Source organism: Lentzea sp. NPDC020367 (assembly GCF_044387305.1).
Taxonomy (GTDB): domain Bacteria; phylum Actinomycetota; class Actinomycetes; order Mycobacteriales; family Pseudonocardiaceae; genus Lentzea.
In genome coordinates, this window is the sequence record NZ_JBIRVV010000004.1 from 87,063 (window position 1) to 102,842 (window position 15,780).

Below are 15,780 nucleotides of genomic sequence, written 5' to 3' on the forward strand. Positions count from 1 at the left end.
ATGCTGGGAATCACGCCTCTCACCGCACCGGCCTTTCCCGCCGTGCAGCCGCGGTTCTTCGACCGCGAGTACCTGAACATCGTCTACCGGACCGATCCGGAGGCGCTGCGGGCCGTCGTTCCCGCGCCTCTGGAGATCGACGAGCCGCTCGTCCGGTTCGAGGTCATGAAGATGAACGACGTCACCGGCTACGGCCCGTACACCGAGGCCGGCCAGGCGATCCCGGTCGTCTTCGACGGCGAACGCGGCGAGTACCTGCACGCGATGTACCTCGACAGCTTCGCCGCCACCGCGTCCGGCCGCGAGGTCAGCGCCTACCCGAAGGTCATGGGGTCGCCGAGGCTCTACGCCGACAACGGCGCGCTCGTCGGCACGCTGGACTACGGAACCGTCCGGGTGGCCACGGCCACGATGGGCTACAAGCAGTTCGAACTGGACCGTCGTCAGGCTGAGGCGGAGATCACGGTTCCAACCTTCATGCTGAAGACCATCCCTGACTATGACGGTTCGTTGCGGGTACAGGAGCTCGTGCGCACGGAGATCACCGACGTCGTGGTCAAGGCCGCGTACACCGGTCCCGCGCGCCTGCAGCTGTTCCAGCACGTCCTCGCGCCGCTCGCCGACCTCCCGGTGCTGGAGGTCGTGTCCGCCAGCCACGTCATCACCGACCTGACGCTCGCTCCCGCCAAGCCGGTTCACAACTACTTGGAGGAAGCATGAAGACCGTCGCAGTCGTCGGAGCAGGTGTCATCGGCCTGTCGTGGGCCCGCCTGTTCGTGGAGCACGGCCTGACCGTGCGGATCACCGACCCGCGTCCGGATCTCGCCGATGTCGTTCCGGACGGCGTGCAGATCGCCTCGACCGTCGCGGAAGCCGTGCGGGACGCGGACTTCGTGCAGGAGAACGGCCCGGAGAACCTCGAGTTCAAGAAGAACCTGTTCGCCGAGCTCGTCAGGGAGGCCCCTGAGCACGCCCTGCTGCTCAGCTCGTCGTCCGCGATCCCGTCCAGCGCGTTCACCGAGGGCATCGACGGATCGCGCGTCCTGATCGGACACCCGTTCAACCCGCCGCACGTGATCCCGCTGGTCGAGGTCGTGCCCGGCGAGCAGACGAGCGAGGAGTCCATCGCGAAGGCCGTGGAGTTCTACCGCTCGCTCGGCCGCACCCCTGTCGTCGAGCGCAAGGAGATCCCCGGCTTCGTCGGCAACCGCCTGCAGGCCGCGCTCTCCCGCGAAGCCGCCTACCTGGTCGAACAGGGCGTCGTCACGCCGGCAGACCTGGACGCCGTCGTCACGAACTCGCTCGGCCTGCGCTGGGCGACCGTCGGCCCGTTCCTCGGCGCCCACCTCGGTGGCGGCCCCGGCGGCTACCGGCACCTCGCCACGCACATCGGCAAGTCCATGCAGGGCTTGGCACTCGGCACCCCGTCACAAGATCCAGAACGGCTGATCAAGGCCGTCGAAGACGCTTACGGCTCCTCCACGTACTCGGCGCTCGCCGAGACGCGCGACCGCAAGCAGCTCGCCGTGCTCACGGCATTGGAGGAGAACTGATGAACCGCCTGGAAGACCAGCTGACCGCCGACTTCTACAACTACGAGGCGCTGCTGAGCGACGAGGAGCGCAAGATCCTGCTGAGCGCCCGCGAGTTCATGACCACCGAGATCAAGCCGCTGGTGAACGAGTACTGGGCCAAGGGCGAGTTCCCGCACGAGCTGATCGGCAAGTTCCGCGGCGCCGGCCTCACCGCGTTGTCGTACGAGGGTTACGGCGAGCACCCCGCCGCCGTCAGCAACCTGCTCACCGGCATGCTGGCGATGGAGATGACCCGCACGGACGCGTCCGTCGCCACGTTCTTCGGCGTCCACAACGGACTCGCGATGTACTCGATCTACGCGGGCGGTTCGCAGGAGCAGCGCGACCGCTGGCTGCCCGCCATGGCCGCGATGGACAAGATCGGCGCGTTCGCGATGACCGAACCGCTCGGCGGCTCCGACGTGGCGGGCGGCATGCGCACCACGGCGAAGCGCGACGGCGACGCGTGGGTGTTGAACGGCGCCAAGAAGTGGATCGGCAACGCCACCTTCGCCGACTACGTGATCGTGTGGGCCCGCGACCTCGACGACAACCAGGTCAAGGGTTTCGTCGTGGAGAGGGGCACGCCCGGCTTCGTCGCCGAGAAGATCGAGGGCAAGATCGCGTTCCGGATCGTCGAGAACGCCGAGATCACCCTGACCGACGTCCGCGTGCCGGAGGCCAACCGGTTGCAGAACATCAACTCGTTCCGCGACGTCGCGGAGATCCTGCGCGCCACCCGCGGCGGCGTCGCCTGGCAGGCACTCGGCGTGATGGTCGCCGCCTACGAGCTCGCCCTCGCGTACTCGAAGGAGCGCGAGCAGTTCGGCCGTCCGATCGCGCGTTTCCAGATGGTGCAGGACAAGCTGGTGCAGTCGCTCGGCAACATCACCGCGTCGTGGGGCATGCTCGTGCAGCTCGCGAAGCTGCAGGACGCGGGCATCTTCCAGGACGAGCACTCGTCGCTCGCGAAGGCGTTCGTCACCTCCCGGATGCGCGAGGTCGTCGCCTGGTCGCGGGAGATCTTCGGCGGCAACGGCATCGTGCTCGGCTACGACGTGGCCCGGTTCTTCGCCGACGCCGAGGCGATCTACTCCTTCGAGGGCACCCGCGAGATGAACACGCTGATCGTCGGCAAGGCGATCACCGGCGAGAGCGCCTTCGCCTAGAACCGCTCAGGCCTCGGGGATCTCGACGACCACGTGCGTCGACTTGATCGAGGCCACCGCGACGCTGCCGACCTCCAGGCCGAGCTCGTCCGCTGACTCACGGCTCATCAGAGACGTGACGCGGAAGGGCCCGGCCTGCATGTCGACCTGGGCCATCACGCCGTCCTTGACGACACGGGTGACGATGCCCTTCATGCGGTTGCGCGCCGAGGCCGCCACGGTCGCGCCGGGCTCGGCCACGTCGGTCATCTTCTGGGCGAACGCGGCGAGTTCCGTGCCGCTGACGCCCTTGCGCCCGTTGTCGAGCACGACGGACGCGAGGCGTCCCTGGTCGATCCACCGGCGCAGGGTGTCGTCACTGACCCCGAGCAGCGCGGCGGCCTCACTGATCCGCAGATTCGGCACGAGCGGGAGTGTATATCCGCGTTCGCGGAGTCAGGAGTGGCCGGCGATGCGGTGCGGCTGGTAGCCCGACTCCAGTTGCTTCACCTCGTCGTCGGTCAGCGCGAAGTCCAGCGCCGCCACCGCGTCGTCGAGCTGCGCGGGCTTGGTGACGCCGACGATCGGTGCCGTGACAACGGGATTGCGCCGCAACCAGGCCAGCGCGACCTGCGCCCGTGACACGCCACGAGCCGAGGCGACGGCGGCGACCTGCTCGACGATCGCGCGGTCCGACTCCAGGTACAGAGTGGACCCGAACTCGTCGGTCTCGGTGCGCGCGGTCGTCGCGTCCCAGTCGCGGACCAGCCGGCCGCGGGCCAGCGGGCTCCACGGGATCACGGCGATGCCCTGGTCCGCGCAGAACGGGAGCATCTCGCGCTCCTCCTCGCGGTACATGAGGTTGTAGTGGTTCTGCATCGACACGAACCGCGTCCAGCCGTTCTCCCGTTGCGTGAACAACGCCTTGGCGAACTGCCACGCGTACATGGACGACGCACCGATGTAGCGCGCCTTGCCCGACTTCACGACGTCGTGCAGCGCCTCCAGCGTCTCTTCCAGTGGAACGGTCGAGTCGAAGCGGTGGATCTGGTACAGGTCCACGTAGTCCGTGCCGAGGCGGCGCAGCGAGTTGTCGATCTCGGCGAAGATGGCCTTGCGGGACAGTCCCGCGCCGTTCACGCCGTCGTGCATGCGGCCGTTCACCTTGGTGGCCAGCACGATCTCCTCGCGCCGGGCGAAGTCGCGCAGCGCGGCCCCGGTGATCTCCTCCGACGAACCGGCCGAGTACACGTTCGCGGTGTCGAAGAAGTTGATGCCGGCGTCGAGCGCGGCCTTGATGAACGGCCGCGAGTCCTCTTCCGGCAGCGACCATGGATGGCCGCCGCGGTTCGGATCTCCGTAGCTCATCATGCCGAGACAGATCTCGGACACGTCCATGCCGGCGAGCTTGGTGTAGCGCATGGTCAGCCCCTCAGGAAAAAGACGATCACGGTCGGGTGATGGTGACGACAACCCGTCAACATCAACGTAGTCCGGCTCGCCGGATCGTGCCTCTGTTCGACACGTCAGTGGCTATCGGGCCTGATTGTCTGATCAGCGGGTTTAGCGTCGTTTTCCCGGGGTTTGAGAGGAAAGCGCATGACGAGCATCGACGTGGCCGCACCACCGCAGGACGTGCTGGAGCGCACCCGCGCCGCGGTCGGGCCGTTGCTGCGGGCCGCGCTGGCGGAGCTTCCGGACGAAACGCGCGAGGTGGTCGAGTTCGGCCTCGCCCGGCAGGACTTCTCGACGGCCGCGCTCGTGCTGCTCTCCGCAGAGGCCTTCGGTGACGTGGACGTGGCCCTGGTCGCCCTCGCGCTGGAGTTCGCGCACCTGCACGAACAACTGCACGTGGACCTGATGGCACGCACGGGTGCGCGGGAGGTGTTCGGTGCGGACAGGGTCGTGTCGGCGGCCGACGCGCTTCTCTCGTTGGCGTGCGCACGGCTCACCAAGCCAGGAGTGCTGATCCTCAACGTCGCGCTGATGTCCGTTGTGGACGGTTACGTCCAGGAGATGGAGATGGACGAACGCGACGACGTGGACATGGCCGAGTACCTGGGAGTCGCGGCGGCCAAGAGCAGCTCGCTCACCGCGGCGGCCTGCGAGCTCGGCGCGCTGGCCGCCGGTGCGACCGCGAGCCAGGCGGGGCACCTCAGGGAGTTCGGCGACGACATCGGACTGGCGCGCAGGCACGTGGACGACGTGCTGGCCCCGGACTCCGACCGTCGCACGCTCCCTGTGGCGGCGGCGATCAGCTCCGGCATGACCGTCGACGGCGGCCGGAAGTGGTGCGAGCAGCAGGCCGAACTGCTGCTCGCCCGCGCCCTGCACCACCTGCGGCAGTGCGGTCCCAGGGCGCGGGCGGCGGACGAGCTGGCCTCGCTCGCCAGGACGGTCACGACCGCCAGGTGTGCGCCGGCTCGAACCCCAGCACCCGTCGTGCCTTCTCAATCGACAGCAGAGTCTCGTGCGGACCAAACTCTCGCTTGAGCGGCACACCGGGATAGACCTGCGCGACCAACTCGTCGTTCGGCGTCGTCATGCACGTGTCGGCGTTCGCGATGATGAACACGTCGAAACCTGTGGCGTCGTGGGCCAGCGCTTTGCGCACGGCCTGCGCGCCATCGCGTGCGTCGATGTAGGACCAGAGGTTCCACTTGCGCGCGAACGGGTCGGCGTCGAACGGGAAGCGCTCGTAGTCGTGTGGCTCCATGACGTTCGAGAACCGCAACCCGATGATCTTCATCGACGGTTCCCAGCGGCAGAACTGCTGGGCGAGCGTCTCGTCCACCAGCTTGCCCAGTGAGTACGACGTCTCCGGGCGTCCCGCGTACTCCTCGTCGACCGGGATGTACGGCGGGGGAGTGTCGAACGGCAGGCCGAGCACCGTCTCGCTGGACGCCCACACGACGTTGCGCACGCCCGCCAGCCGTGCGGCGGCGAACACGTTGTACGTGCTTGTCACGTTGTTGTGGAACGTGCGCGCGTTGGGTGCCACGCCCGGACCGGGGATCGCCGCCAGGTGCACCACGGCGTCGAGCCCGGCGTACCTGTCGTCGATCCCGCTGATCGCCTCCACGACCTGGCCGTAGTCGGTGAGGTCGACGCGGGTGAACTCACCTTGAGGAACCGGGGGAGCGGCCTGGTCGAGGTTGTGGACCTCCCAGCCGTGGTCCAGCAGGTCGGCCACGACGGCGCGCCCGAGCTTGCCGCTTCCTCCGGTCACCGCGACACGTTGAGTCATGGGGTCAATCATTACCTCACGGGCGCAGCAGGACCTTGCCCTCCGCGTGACCGGTCGCGCTGAGCTCCTGCGCCTTGCCCGCGTCGGCCAGCGGCAGGCTCTGCGCGACCCGCACGGTGAGCTTGCCGTCGGCGACCTGCTGGGCGTACTCGGCGAGCCGAGCGCCGAACGGGCCACCGCCGCCGGAGAACGTGACGCCCAGTTCGGCGGCGGCGGGATCGGCGATGGTGACGATCCGGTCGGTTCCGCCGCGCAGTTCGATCGACAACGGCAGGTCGCCCGCTCCGGCGGCGTCGAACACGGCGTCGACCCCGTTCGGCGCGGCGGCGCGGACGCGGTCGCGGAGCCCGTCCCCGTAGGCCACTGGGAGGGCGCCGAGGGACCGCAGGTAGTCGTGGTTGCGCGGCGAGGCGGTGCCGATGACCGTGGCGCCGCGGGCCACCGCGAGCTGGACCGCGACCGCGCCGACGACGCCGGCCGCCCCGTGTAGGAGCACGGTGTCACCCGCCTCGACCTTCAGGAGGTCGAGCACGCGGACCGAGGTCTCGACGGCCACGGGCAACGCGGCGGCGGTGTCCCAGTCGAGGTTCGCGGGCTTGGGGGCGAAGTCGCCGGCCACGGCGTACTCGGCGTAGGCACCACTCGCCCAGCCCAGGACCTCGTCGCCCACGGAGACACCGGTGACGCCCTCGCCGATCTCGTCGACGACCCCGGCGGCCTCCAGGCCGGGAGTGACGGGGAAGGGAGGCGTCATCTCCGGGGGCATCCAGCCGTTGCGGATCTTGGAGTCCAGCGGGTTGACGGCCGCGGCCACCACCTTCAGCCGCACCTGTCCCGGTCCGGCGTGCGGCTCCTCGACGTCGGTCAGGTTCAGCACTTCCGGGCCGCCGAACGTGGTGTAGGTGATCGCCTTCATGTCTTGCTCCAGAGGTGCGTCGTTTGGTTGACATGTCAACACTAGCGTCGTCCGGACCGGCCTGCCCCCGTACTTCGGCTAGTTCCGGCTAGTCGAAAGGCCAGTCGGTCACTCCTTCGGGCGGACTACCCTGGAAGTCATGGACCTGTCGAAGGCCGCCCAGGTGATCCAGGCGCCGTTGAGCGAGACGCTGTCGCAGCTGTCGGCGGCGTTCGCCGAGGCCATTCCCCACCGGGCGATCTCCGAGCTGTCCAACTGCTCGTTCGCGCCGTTCAAGTTCCGCGGCGAGTCACCGGGGCCGTCGGTCACGATCGCCGACATCGCGGCGTTGCGATCGCTGGTGGGGGACAGGGGAGCGTGGCAGGGCCGTGCGGTCCTGGCCGGCGTCGAGATCCCGGTGGTGGTGCTCGTCAGCGCCTTCTCCGCGCCGAGCGCGCTGCTGGTGCTGCTGCGCACCGACGAGCCCCCGGTGTCCGAGGTGGTGCTGGCGTCGGCCAACGCGCTGTGGGACGTCGTGACGGCGCACATGGAGGCCCTGCGCAACGAGGCGGTGCCCGCGACGCTCGCCGTGTCGCGCGCGGCCGCCGCGGCGCGTGCCGTGACCATCTCCGATCTGGGCGACGCGTACGGGGCCGCGTTGACCGCGTTGCTCGGCGTGCTGCGTGACCGCGACGTGGACGACGCACCCGCTCGTGCGCGTGCCGTCGACCTGGCCGTCACCTCGCTGGTCGAACTGCGGGCGCGTGCCGACCTCGACCGGGCGCAGACCGAGGAACGGGCCGGGGACGCCTTCGAACGGCTCGCCGAGTCGCTGCGCCGGGTCCTGCGCGGCCGGGACGTGCGGCTGGACCTGGGCACGCCCGGCGCGGAGGAAGGCGCGGACCGCGTCCTGCCGACCGACATCGCCTCCACGGCCGCCGCGGTCGTCCGGTCCTCCGTGCACGCGATGCTGGACGACCAGCGGGGAGTGAGCCGGATCCACATCGGCTGGAAGATCGTCGGGGCGGTGCTGCGCGCGACCGTCCGGGACGACGGCCCCGGCACCCTGTCCTGCGGCAGTCTCGACACCCGCCGGGTCGCCGAACGGCTCGGGCCGATCGGCGGCGTGGTGGAGGTCGACGCGGTGCCGGGATGGGGCTCGACCGTGACGATCGAGGTGCCGCTCGGGCCGCCGGAGTCTCCCCGTGAGGACCCGCTGACGGTGCTGGGCACGCGGGAACTGGAGGTGCTGGGGCAGCTCGCCCGCGGCCGCCGCAACCGCGACATCGCCGGTGACCTGCACATCAGCGAGTCCACGGTGAAGTTCCACGTGGCGAAGATCCTGGAGAAGCTGGGCGTCGGCTCCCGTGGTGAGGCGGCCGCGCTGGCCCACGAGTGGGGCGCGACGGCGCGTTAGCCGATCTCGCCCAGGCGCTGCCGGATCAGGTCGCGCACCACGTCGTCGGGCAGCGGCATGTCCGTCGTGAACCGGATCGTGCCCTTCGAGAGCGAGTAGCCGGTCAGGCGCTCGCGCACCACGTCCACGGCGGCCGGGCTGAACGGGAACACGGCCAGGTGGTCCTTGGCCGCCTTGAAGCCGAGCAGCGGCTTGCCCTTGTACCGCAGCGCGGCCAGGCCGTAGCTCAGGCCCTGCTCCGCGCCCGGCGCCAGCTCCTCCGCGAGCGCCCTGACCCGTTCGAACGCGGCCCGCATCGGGGCGTCGAGCGAGGCGAAGTAGTCGTCCACGTCGGCCATGCCGCGCACGCTACCTGGGCGAAGTGCTCCGCGAGCGAACCTGTGGCAGATGCCTGGATCATGTCGGTTTCCTGCTCGATACAGAGACCTGGACCACGCTCAGTTGCACGTCCAATAGTAGGAAGTCAAACTATTCTCATGGCGACCACTCTGCACAAGCCGGCGAACCCGGTGCGCTTTGTGACCGCGTCCAGCCTGTTCGACGGCCACGACGCGGCTATCAACATCATGCGGAGGATCCTGCAGGCGCAGGGTGCGGAGGTCATCCACCTCGGGCACAACCGGTCGGTGGTGGAGGTCGTCAACGCGGCGATCCAGGAGGACGCGCAGGGCATCGCCATCAGCGCGTACCAGGGCGGGCACGTCGAGTACTTCTCCTACCTGGTCGAACTCCTGCGCGAACGCGGCGCCGGGCACATCAGGGTCTACGGCGGCGGTGGCGGCGTCATCGTCCCCGAGGAGATCGAGCTGCTGCACTCGCGCGGGGTCGCGCGGATCTTCTCGCCGCAGGACGGGCAGACGCTCGGCCTCGCGCGGATGATCAACCTGATGATCGAGGAGTGCGACCACGCGCTCACCGAGCCGTTCAGCCACGACGCGCTGCTGACGGGGGCGGACGAGGCCCTGGCGCGCGCGATCACGCACATCGAGGCCGGCACCGCTGACGTTCTCGAGACCACCCACAAGGTGCCGGTTCTCGGCATCACCGGAACCGGTGGCTCCGGCAAGTCGTCGCTGACCGACGAGCTCGTGCGCCGCTTCCGGCTCGACCAGCAGGACAAGCTGCGCATCGCCGTGCTCGCCGTCGACCCGACGCGCCGCCGTGGTGGTGGCGCGCTACTCGGCGACCGCATCCGGATGAACTGCCTCGACGGCGACCGCGTGTTCTTCCGCTCGCTGGCCACGCGCCGTGCGGGCAGCGAGATCCCGGATGGCCTGGAGCAGGCCATCGTGGCGTGCAAGGCGTCCGGTGCGGACCTGGTCATCGTCGAGACGCCCGGTATCGGTCAGGGCGACGCGGCCATCGTGCCGTTCGTCGACTTCTCGCTGTACGTGATGACGCCGGAGTTCGGTGCCGCGTCCCAGCTCGAGAAGATCGACATGCTGGACTACGCGGACGCCGTGGCGATCAACAAGTTCGAGCGCCGCGGTGCTGAGGACGCACGCCGTGACGTCGCACGGCAGATGGTGCGCAACCGCGAGGCGTTCGGCGTCAAGTGGGAGGAGATGCCGGTCTACGGCACGTCCGCCGCGACGTTCAACGACGACGGCGTGACGGCGCTCTACCAGTTCCTGCGTGACGGACTGGTGGAGCACGGTCTTGCCGTGGAAGAAGGCTCTCTCACGACGGTCAACGGCAAGACGTCGACTTCGGCGTCCACGGTCGTGCCCGCCTCTCGTGCGCGCTACCTCTCCGACATCGCGGACACCGTGCGCGGCTACCACCGCAAGACCGACGAACAGGTCGGTGCGGTGCGCACGCACATCCAGCTCTCCGCCGCGCAGAAGGCCTTGGAGTCCGCCGGCAAGGGCGTCACGGACATCGCCGAGCTCGCCGACGCCGCCGAGCGCAAGGTCGACCGCGACACCGCGGACCTGCTCCAGGCGTGGCCGGCGACGGTGGAGCAGTACTCCGGCGACGAGCTCGTGTTCAAGGTGCGGGACAAGGAGATCCACACCAGGCTGACGCGGGAGACGTTGTCCGGCAACCAGGTCCGCCGGGTCAGTCTGCCGCGCTACGACGACGAGGGCTCGCTGCTGCGGTTCCTGCGCAAGGAGAACCTGCCGGGCTTCTTCCCGTACACGGCGGGGGTCTTCCCGTTCAAGCGCGAGGGCGAGGACCCGGCCCGCATGTTCGCTGGCGAGGGCGACGCGTTCCGCACCAACCGCCGCTTCAAGTACCTGTCGAAGGGCAACCCGGCCACGCGCCTGTCGACGGCGTTCGACTCGGTGACGCTCTACGGCCGCGACCCCGACACCCCGCCGGACGTCTACGGCAAGATCGGCACCTCCGGCGTCTCGATCGCGTCGCTCGACGACATGAAGGCCCTGTACGACGGCTTCGACCTCGTGGCGCCGACGACGTCCGTGTCGATGACGATCAACGGCCCGGCGCCGACGATCCTCGCCTACTTCCTGAACACCGTGATCGACCAGGAGGTCGGGAAGTTCAGGGACGCGGAAGGCCGTGAGCCGAACGCCGAGGAGTACGCGAAGGTCAGGGCCTCCGCGCTGGCCAACGTCCGCGGCACCGTTCAGGCCGACATCCTCAAGGAGGACCAGGGCCAGAACACCTGCATCTTCTCCACGGAGTTCTCGCTGCGCATGATGGCGGACATCCAGGAGTGGTTCATCCAGCAGCAGGTCCGCAACTTCTACTCGGTGTCGATCTCGGGCTACCACATCGCCGAGGCCGGGGCGAACCCCATCTCGCAGCTGGCTTTCACGCTCGCCAACGGCTTCACCTACGTCGAGTCGTACCTGGCGCGCGGCATGAACATCGACGACTTCGCGCCGAACCTGAGCTTCTTCTTCTCCAACGGCATGGACGCCGAGTACAGCGTCATCGGCCGCGTGGCCCGGCGGATCTGGGCCGTGGCCATGCGCGACCGCTACGGCGCCGCGGAGCGTTCGCAGAAGTTCAAGTACCACGTGCAGACGTCCGGCCGTTCGCTGCACGCGCAGGAGATGGACTTCAACGACATCCGCACGACGCTGCAGGCGTTGTGCGCGCTCTACGACAACTGCAACTCCTTGCACACCAACGCCTACGACGAGGCGATCACCACTCCCACGGAGTCGTCCGTCCGCCGCGCGATGGCCATCCAGATGATCATCAACAAGGAGTGGGGCCTCTCCGCCAACGAGAACCCGCTGCAGGGCTCGTTCGTCATCGACGAGCTGACCGACCTCGTCGAAGAGGCCGTGCTGCTGGAGTTCGACCGCATCTCCGAACGCGGCGGCGTGCTCGGCGCGATGGAGACCGGCTACCAGCGCGGCCGCATCCAGGACCAGTCGATGCTCTACGAACAGCGCAAGCACGACGGCTCGCTGCCGTTGATCGGCGTCAACACCTTCCTGCCGGAGGACGGCACGCGCGAGGTCGTGAAGATCGAGCTCGCGCGCGCCACCGAGGAGGAGAAGGAGTCGCAGGTCGACCGCACCCGTGCCTACCAGGCGGCGCACCGCGACGAGGCCCAGAAGGCGCTGGCCCGCCTGCGTGAAGTGGCGCAGACGAACGAGAACGTGTTCGCCGTGCTGATGGACGCCGCCCGCGTCTGCACGCTGGGTCAGATCACCGAGGCGTTCTTCGAGGTGGGTGGGCAGTACCGCCGCAACATCTAGACGGCGTAGGGCCGGCCGACGATCCACCCGCCGATGTGGTCGGGGAGCTCGTCGGTCGGCACCAGCTCCACCGGGTCGCCGACGGTGACCACGCCCGGCCGGATCACCCAGCTGTCCAGGCACAGCACGCCGCCGAACTCGTGCCGGATGCGCCGGTGCACGTCGAGGTCCTGAGCGCCGGTGTCGGGGTCGATCGTCGTGACCACGCACCGGGCGCGCTTCTGGTACATCCCGATCACCACGTCGCCGGCCACCAGCGCGTGCCCCGGCCAGCCGTCCTCCTCGCCGGCCTCGACGCCGCCGATGAGGATGTTGGGCCGCAGCCGCCGCACGTCCACGCCCGCGGCCTCGACCTGGCCGTCCGTGGCCACGAGGACGTTGAGCACGTCGAAGCGCTCCGGCCCGGAGTAGCGGGTCAGCCTGCCGCCGAAGGGGAGCACCTTCTCGTGAGCCTGCCAGCTGTCCCACGGGTGTCCGTCGACCAGCGGGCCGTCCGGGCCGGTGGTGGCCGGGATGGTGAGCAGTCCGTACCGCGTGCGTCCGGTCAGCACGCCGCGCGGGCCCTGCACGTGCACCAGCCGGTCGCCCTCCACACCGTCCGGAGTGAACGTGGCCTGGTCCAGTTCCTCGCCGCCCAGAGACTTCACCGGGAAGCGCCACAGTGCCTTGACGTGCACGTTCCTCACTCCTGCGGGATCTCGTAGGTCGAGTTCGGGTCGATGCGGCGGTCGGCTTCGGCGATCTTCACGTCGTTGATGCTCGCCTCGCGCCGCGACATCAGGCCCGACTCGGCGAACTCCCAGTTCTCGTTGCCGTAGCTGCGCCACCACTGGCCCTCGTCGTCGTGCCACTCGTACTGGAAGCGCACGGCGATGCGGTCGTCGCCGAACGCCCACAGCGACTTGCGCAGCACGTACTCGTGTTCGCGCTCCCACTTCCTCGTCAGGAACGCGACGATCTCGTCGGTGCCGCGGACGAAGTCGGACCTGTTGCGCCACACCGAGTCGGGCGTGTACGCGCCGGCGACGCGTTGTGGGTCCTTCGTGTTCCAGGCGTCCTGGGCCGCCTGCACCTTGAGCCGGGCGGTCTCGGCGTCGAACGGGGGGACGAGTTTCACGACGGTCCTTCCAACGGTTGGGCGACGCTGCAAACGTTAGAACGAGATTCTAACGGATGCAAGCCTGTGTTACCGTTAGACGTGCTGACCCCCGACGAACCCCGTCCGGTCCTGCTGATGAACACCGTCTGGGCCAATCGGTCGCAGGTGCACGACGACCTGACGACTGTCGGTGGGCTCCGCGATTTTCTGGGCGTGCCGGCGGATCAGGCCGACCTGACGGCGTTCCGCGCGTTGCGGCAGGCGTTGCGGGACCTCGCGGGCGTGCTCACCGAGGACACGCGTCCGGTCGCGCAGGATCGTGACCTCGAACGGGCCGTGGGTGAGGTCAACCGTGCGGCGCGCAGTGCGCACCAGTGGCCGCAGCTGGCTGTGCGAGACGGGGAACTGTTGCGGCTCAACGAAAGTGAGGGCTCGCTCGCGGATCGTGAGCGCGCGTCGATCGCCGCGGAGGCCGTGGAGCTGTTCACCGGCGAGGAGCGGCTTCTGTTGCGCGCCTGTTATGCGCCGGGCTGCGTGCTGTACTTCGTGAAGGACCATCCGCGCCGTGAATGGTGCTCGCCGTCGTGCGGCAACAGGGTCCGCGCGGCCCGCCACTACCGGCGCAATCGGGGTGAATCCCCTGGTCCGAACGGGTTTTCCTGATCAGCGGGGGTAAACATGAGCCGCCTCAGTTCCGATTAAACGGACAACAGTTGGGCGCGCTTTGTGTGTGGTGGTGATCCGCGATGTCCCGAGAATCCGTGCCAGGTCACGACATCAGCTATCACCTCGTCTGCTTCGACGAGACCGGCAACGAGCGGGGGCGCGACAGCGCGGACGTCCTGTACGACGCCCGCCGCGGTGTCACCGACGTCTTCTTCTTCATCCACGGGTGGAACGGCGACGTGCCGGCCGCCCGCGAACAGTACGGGCGGTGGGTCGCGACGATGGCCGACTGCCGCGCCGAACGTGAAGCGGCGCATGGGCTTCCGGGCGGTTTCAAGTCCCTGCTCGTCGGCCTGCACTGGCCGTCGAAGGCGTGGGGCGACGAGGACGTGCGGTCGGACGAGTTCATCAAGGCCCAGGCCCAGCGTCTCGGCGGCGGTGCCGGACGTACGGCCGCGGTGCGCACGATCGTCGAGGCCGCGCGGCAACACCCGTGCCGCATGTCGGGTGCGGTCAAGCAGGCCTACGACTACCTGGAGAGCTCGGTTCCGGACCTGCCGGGCGAGGACGGGATGGCGTTCGACGCCGAGCAGCTCTACCGGGCGTGCCTGGAGGATCCGGCGCTGGGCGGGATCCTGTCGCCGTTGCGGATCCTGACGTTCTGGAAGATGAAGCGCCGGGCCAAGGTGTTCGGCGAGAGCGGCGCCGCGAGGATCGCCCGCGAGGTCGCCCAGGCCGCCCCGAACGCGCGCGTCCACCTGATGGGCCACAGCTTCGGCTGCATCACCGCGACCGCCATGGCGAACGTGGTGCCCGCCGCGACGCTGACCCTGGTACAGGGCGCGATGTCGCTGTGGTCGTTCGCCGAACGGCTGCCCGGCGAACCCGGCTCCGGCTACTTCCGCGGCGTGCTCGGGCGGGTGCCCGGGCCGATCATCGTCACCACGTCGTCGAACGACTACGCGATCGGCAGGTTCTACCCGCTGGCCGCGCGATCGGGCCGCCAGGTCGACCTGGACGAGTACCCGAAGTACGGCGGCCTCGGTTCGCACGGCGTGCAGGGCACCTACGCCCACGGCCACAACATCGGATCTCCCGGCGAGCTGCAGCGCGGGCAGGTGCACAACGTCGACTGCACGTCGGTGATCCGCCGCATCGACGGAATCGCCGGTGCGCACAACGACATCTGTCATCCGGAACTGGCTCGGTTGCTCTGGAAGGCGGTGATGACGCGTTAGTTTGTCCGTTTTCAGAAACACGCGTTTCCGTTGACTGCTCCGATGTCTCGGTTCTACGGTGGGGTCACCGTCGCTGCCGAAATCCCTCGGAGCCGAGGACGGTAGCAAATGTTTCGTCGTCCATTGTGGATAGTCGCTGCCTTCGTGCTGGCACTGGTGGCGGGCACGACGCCGGCGCAGGCCGCGGATCCCGTGCTGGTACCGGTTTTCGACGGCAGGACGCTCGACGGCTGGACCATGCACGCCAAGGACGCGTTCGTCGTGAAGAACGGCGCGATCCACAGCCAGAAGAACGCCTCGCGCGGCTGGATCTACTACAACAAGCAGCAGTACAAGAGCTTCCGCTGGATCTTCAAGCTCCGCCAGGTCTCCGGCGACCACAAGCCGACCGTGCTGATCTGGGGCAAGATCGCGACCCCTGCCCTGAACGGCCTGGGCGCCATCCAGTTCCAGCCGCCCAACGGTGGCGCGTGGGACTACCGCCCAGGCCACAACAACGGCGGCGGCAAGCTGTTCACGAAGTACCCGCACCCGAGCTGGGACGTGAAGAAGTGGGCGCAGTGCGAGATCCTCGCCGACGGTGACACCGGAATCGCGCGCATGGCGTGCTGCCCGCTGCCCGACGGCGCGGCGAAGTGCAAGGCGCAGGAAGTGCTGAAGTTCGAGGACAAGAAGGAACCCGCGGGCCGCGAAGCCCCGCTGGCCATCCAGATCCACAACAAGGGCATCGAGGACGAGTACAAGGACCTCGTCGTCGAGTCACCCGTGGCCGACCCGACGAAGTTCCTCACGACCTGATCACGTGCCGCTGGG

16 protein-coding genes are annotated in these 15,780 nt (G+C 68.7%); 9 read left to right on the plus strand and 7 right to left on the minus strand.

Annotation, left to right across the window (positions count from 1 at the left end):
* From ACH413_RS18065 to ACH413_RS18075, 3 genes are read left to right on the plus strand one after another with little or no spacing between them, the layout of a single operon-like run.
* Window positions 1–720 (plus strand): acetoacetate decarboxylase, encoded by a 720-nt coding sequence (locus ACH413_RS18065; RefSeq protein ID WP_360034902.1) that lies wholly within the window; start codon window positions 1–3, stop codon window positions 718–720.
* Window positions 717–1,553 carry a 3-hydroxyacyl-CoA dehydrogenase NAD-binding domain-containing protein gene (locus ACH413_RS18070; RefSeq protein ID WP_360034899.1) on the plus strand — a complete coding sequence of 279 codons (837 nt, stop codon included), beginning with the start codon at window positions 717–719 and terminating at the stop codon, window positions 1,551–1,553. Before ACH413_RS18065 ends, ACH413_RS18070 begins: the two co-directional genes overlap by 4 nt.
* Window positions 1,553–2,743, plus strand: coding sequence for an acyl-CoA dehydrogenase family protein (locus ACH413_RS18075; RefSeq protein WP_360034896.1), 1,191 nt, complete (start codon window positions 1,553–1,555; stop codon window positions 2,741–2,743). Before ACH413_RS18070 ends, ACH413_RS18075 begins: the two co-directional genes overlap by 1 nt.
* 6 nt (window positions 2,744–2,749) lie before the next feature.
* On the opposite strand, the gene ACH413_RS18080 is transcribed toward ACH413_RS18075, so the two are convergent.
* Both ACH413_RS18080 and ACH413_RS18085 read right to left on the minus strand, forming a co-directional pair.
* Window positions 2,750–3,148 (minus strand): molybdopterin-binding protein, encoded by a 399-nt coding sequence (locus tag ACH413_RS18080; protein WP_030479020.1) that lies wholly within the window; start codon window positions 3,146–3,148, stop codon window positions 2,750–2,752.
* Window positions 3,149–3,178: 30 nt separating this feature from the next.
* Window positions 3,179–4,144, minus strand: a complete 966-nt coding sequence (locus ACH413_RS18085; protein ID WP_360034893.1) for an aldo/keto reductase — start codon at window positions 4,142–4,144, stop codon at window positions 3,179–3,181.
* A 177-nt stretch (window positions 4,145–4,321) separates the two neighbouring features.
* Between ACH413_RS18085 and ACH413_RS18090 the strand changes: the two genes are divergently transcribed.
* Window positions 4,322–5,215 (plus strand): polyprenyl synthetase family protein, encoded by an 894-nt coding sequence (locus ACH413_RS18090; RefSeq protein ID WP_360034890.1) that lies wholly within the window; start codon window positions 4,322–4,324, stop codon window positions 5,213–5,215.
* Here ACH413_RS18090 and ACH413_RS18095 read toward each other — a convergent pair.
* Both ACH413_RS18095 and ACH413_RS18100 read right to left on the minus strand, forming a co-directional pair.
* A complete protein-coding gene (locus ACH413_RS18095) occupies window positions 5,121–5,969 on the minus strand; it encodes an NAD(P)-dependent oxidoreductase (RefSeq protein ID WP_360034887.1) in 849 nt (282 codons plus the stop codon). The two genes, ACH413_RS18090 and ACH413_RS18095, sit on opposite strands and share 95 nt — an antisense overlap.
* A 16-nt stretch (window positions 5,970–5,985) precedes the next feature.
* Window positions 5,986–6,885, minus strand: coding sequence for an NADP-dependent oxidoreductase (locus ACH413_RS18100; protein WP_360034884.1), 900 nt, complete (start codon window positions 6,883–6,885; stop codon window positions 5,986–5,988).
* A 139-nt stretch (window positions 6,886–7,024) separates the two neighbouring features.
* Between ACH413_RS18100 and ACH413_RS18105 the strand changes: the two genes are divergently transcribed.
* Window positions 7,025–8,281: a LuxR C-terminal-related transcriptional regulator gene (locus ACH413_RS18105; protein ID WP_360034881.1), complete on the plus strand. Its 1,257-nt coding sequence runs from the start codon at window positions 7,025–7,027 to the stop codon at window positions 8,279–8,281.
* Here the strand turns inward: ACH413_RS18105 and ACH413_RS18110 are convergent.
* Complete coding sequence (locus ACH413_RS18110) at window positions 8,278–8,619, minus strand: DUF1801 domain-containing protein (RefSeq protein ID WP_360034878.1); 342 nt, start codon at window positions 8,617–8,619, stop codon at window positions 8,278–8,280. The two genes, ACH413_RS18105 and ACH413_RS18110, sit on opposite strands and share 4 nt — an antisense overlap.
* Window positions 8,620–8,757: 138 nt before the next feature.
* On the opposite strand from ACH413_RS18110, the gene icmF reads away from it, so the two are divergent.
* Entirely contained in the window at window positions 8,758–11,964 is a 3,207-nt protein-coding gene (gene icmF / locus ACH413_RS18115; protein ID WP_360034875.1) for a fused isobutyryl-CoA mutase/GTPase IcmF, read from the plus strand.
* Here icmF and ACH413_RS18120 read toward each other — a convergent pair.
* Both ACH413_RS18120 and ACH413_RS18125 read right to left on the minus strand, forming a co-directional pair.
* Window positions 11,961–12,641 carry an MOSC domain-containing protein gene (locus ACH413_RS18120; protein WP_360034872.1) on the minus strand — a complete coding sequence of 227 codons (681 nt, stop codon included), beginning with the start codon at window positions 12,639–12,641 and terminating at the stop codon, window positions 11,961–11,963. The two genes, icmF and ACH413_RS18120, sit on opposite strands and share 4 nt — an antisense overlap.
* 5 nt (window positions 12,642–12,646) lie before the next feature.
* The gene (locus ACH413_RS18125; RefSeq protein ID WP_360034870.1) at window positions 12,647–13,081 is read right to left on the minus strand and encodes a nuclear transport factor 2 family protein; all 435 of its coding nucleotides are present in this window, start codon (window positions 13,079–13,081) and stop codon (window positions 12,647–12,649) included.
* An 81-nt stretch (window positions 13,082–13,162) separates the two neighbouring features.
* Between ACH413_RS18125 and ACH413_RS18130 the strand changes: the two genes are divergently transcribed.
* The 3 genes from ACH413_RS18130 (at window position 13,163) to ACH413_RS18140 (ending at window position 15,765) form a co-directional block, all read left to right on the plus strand.
* Complete coding sequence (locus ACH413_RS18130) at window positions 13,163–13,726, plus strand: CGNR zinc finger domain-containing protein (protein WP_396425016.1); 564 nt, start codon at window positions 13,163–13,165, stop codon at window positions 13,724–13,726.
* A gap of 83 nt (window positions 13,727–13,809) precedes the next feature.
* On the plus strand, window positions 13,810–14,967 hold the full coding sequence (locus ACH413_RS18135; protein ID WP_360034864.1) for a hypothetical protein: 1,158 nt from the start codon (window positions 13,810–13,812) through the stop codon (window positions 14,965–14,967).
* A gap of 123 nt (window positions 14,968–15,090) precedes the next feature.
* Window positions 15,091–15,765: a family 16 glycoside hydrolase gene (locus ACH413_RS18140; RefSeq protein WP_360034861.1), complete on the plus strand. Its 675-nt coding sequence runs from the start codon at window positions 15,091–15,093 to the stop codon at window positions 15,763–15,765.
* Window positions 15,766–15,780 lie beyond the last annotated feature (15 nt).

Excerpts from the sequence above, each read along its gene's own strand:
- ACH413_RS18065 (WP_360034902.1), top strand. The coding sequence starts at position 1 with ATGCTGGGAATCACGCCTCTCACCGCACCGGCCTTTCCCGCCGTGCAG.
- ACH413_RS18070 (WP_360034899.1), top strand. The coding sequence starts at position 717 with ATGAAGACCGTCGCAGTCGTCGGAGCAGGTGTCATCGGCCTGTCGTGG.
- ACH413_RS18075 (WP_360034896.1), top strand. The coding sequence starts at position 1,553 with ATGAACCGCCTGGAAGACCAGCTGACCGCCGACTTCTACAACTACGAG.
- ACH413_RS18085 (WP_360034893.1), bottom strand. The coding sequence starts at position 4,144 with ATGCGCTACACCAAGCTCGCCGGCATGGACGTGTCCGAGATCTGTCTC.
- ACH413_RS18090 (WP_360034890.1), top strand. The coding sequence starts at position 4,322 with ATGACGAGCATCGACGTGGCCGCACCACCGCAGGACGTGCTGGAGCGC.
- ACH413_RS18095 (WP_360034887.1), bottom strand. The coding sequence starts at position 5,969 with ATGACTCAACGTGTCGCGGTGACCGGAGGAAGCGGCAAGCTCGGGCGC.
- ACH413_RS18100 (WP_360034884.1), bottom strand. The coding sequence starts at position 6,885 with ATGAAGGCGATCACCTACACCACGTTCGGCGGCCCGGAAGTGCTGAAC.
- ACH413_RS18105 (WP_360034881.1), top strand. The coding sequence starts at position 7,025 with ATGGACCTGTCGAAGGCCGCCCAGGTGATCCAGGCGCCGTTGAGCGAG.
- ACH413_RS18110 (WP_360034878.1), bottom strand. The coding sequence starts at position 8,619 with ATGGCCGACGTGGACGACTACTTCGCCTCGCTCGACGCCCCGATGCGG.
- icmF (WP_360034875.1), top strand. The coding sequence starts at position 8,758 with ATGGCGACCACTCTGCACAAGCCGGCGAACCCGGTGCGCTTTGTGACC.
- ACH413_RS18135 (WP_360034864.1), top strand. The coding sequence starts at position 13,810 with ATGTCCCGAGAATCCGTGCCAGGTCACGACATCAGCTATCACCTCGTC.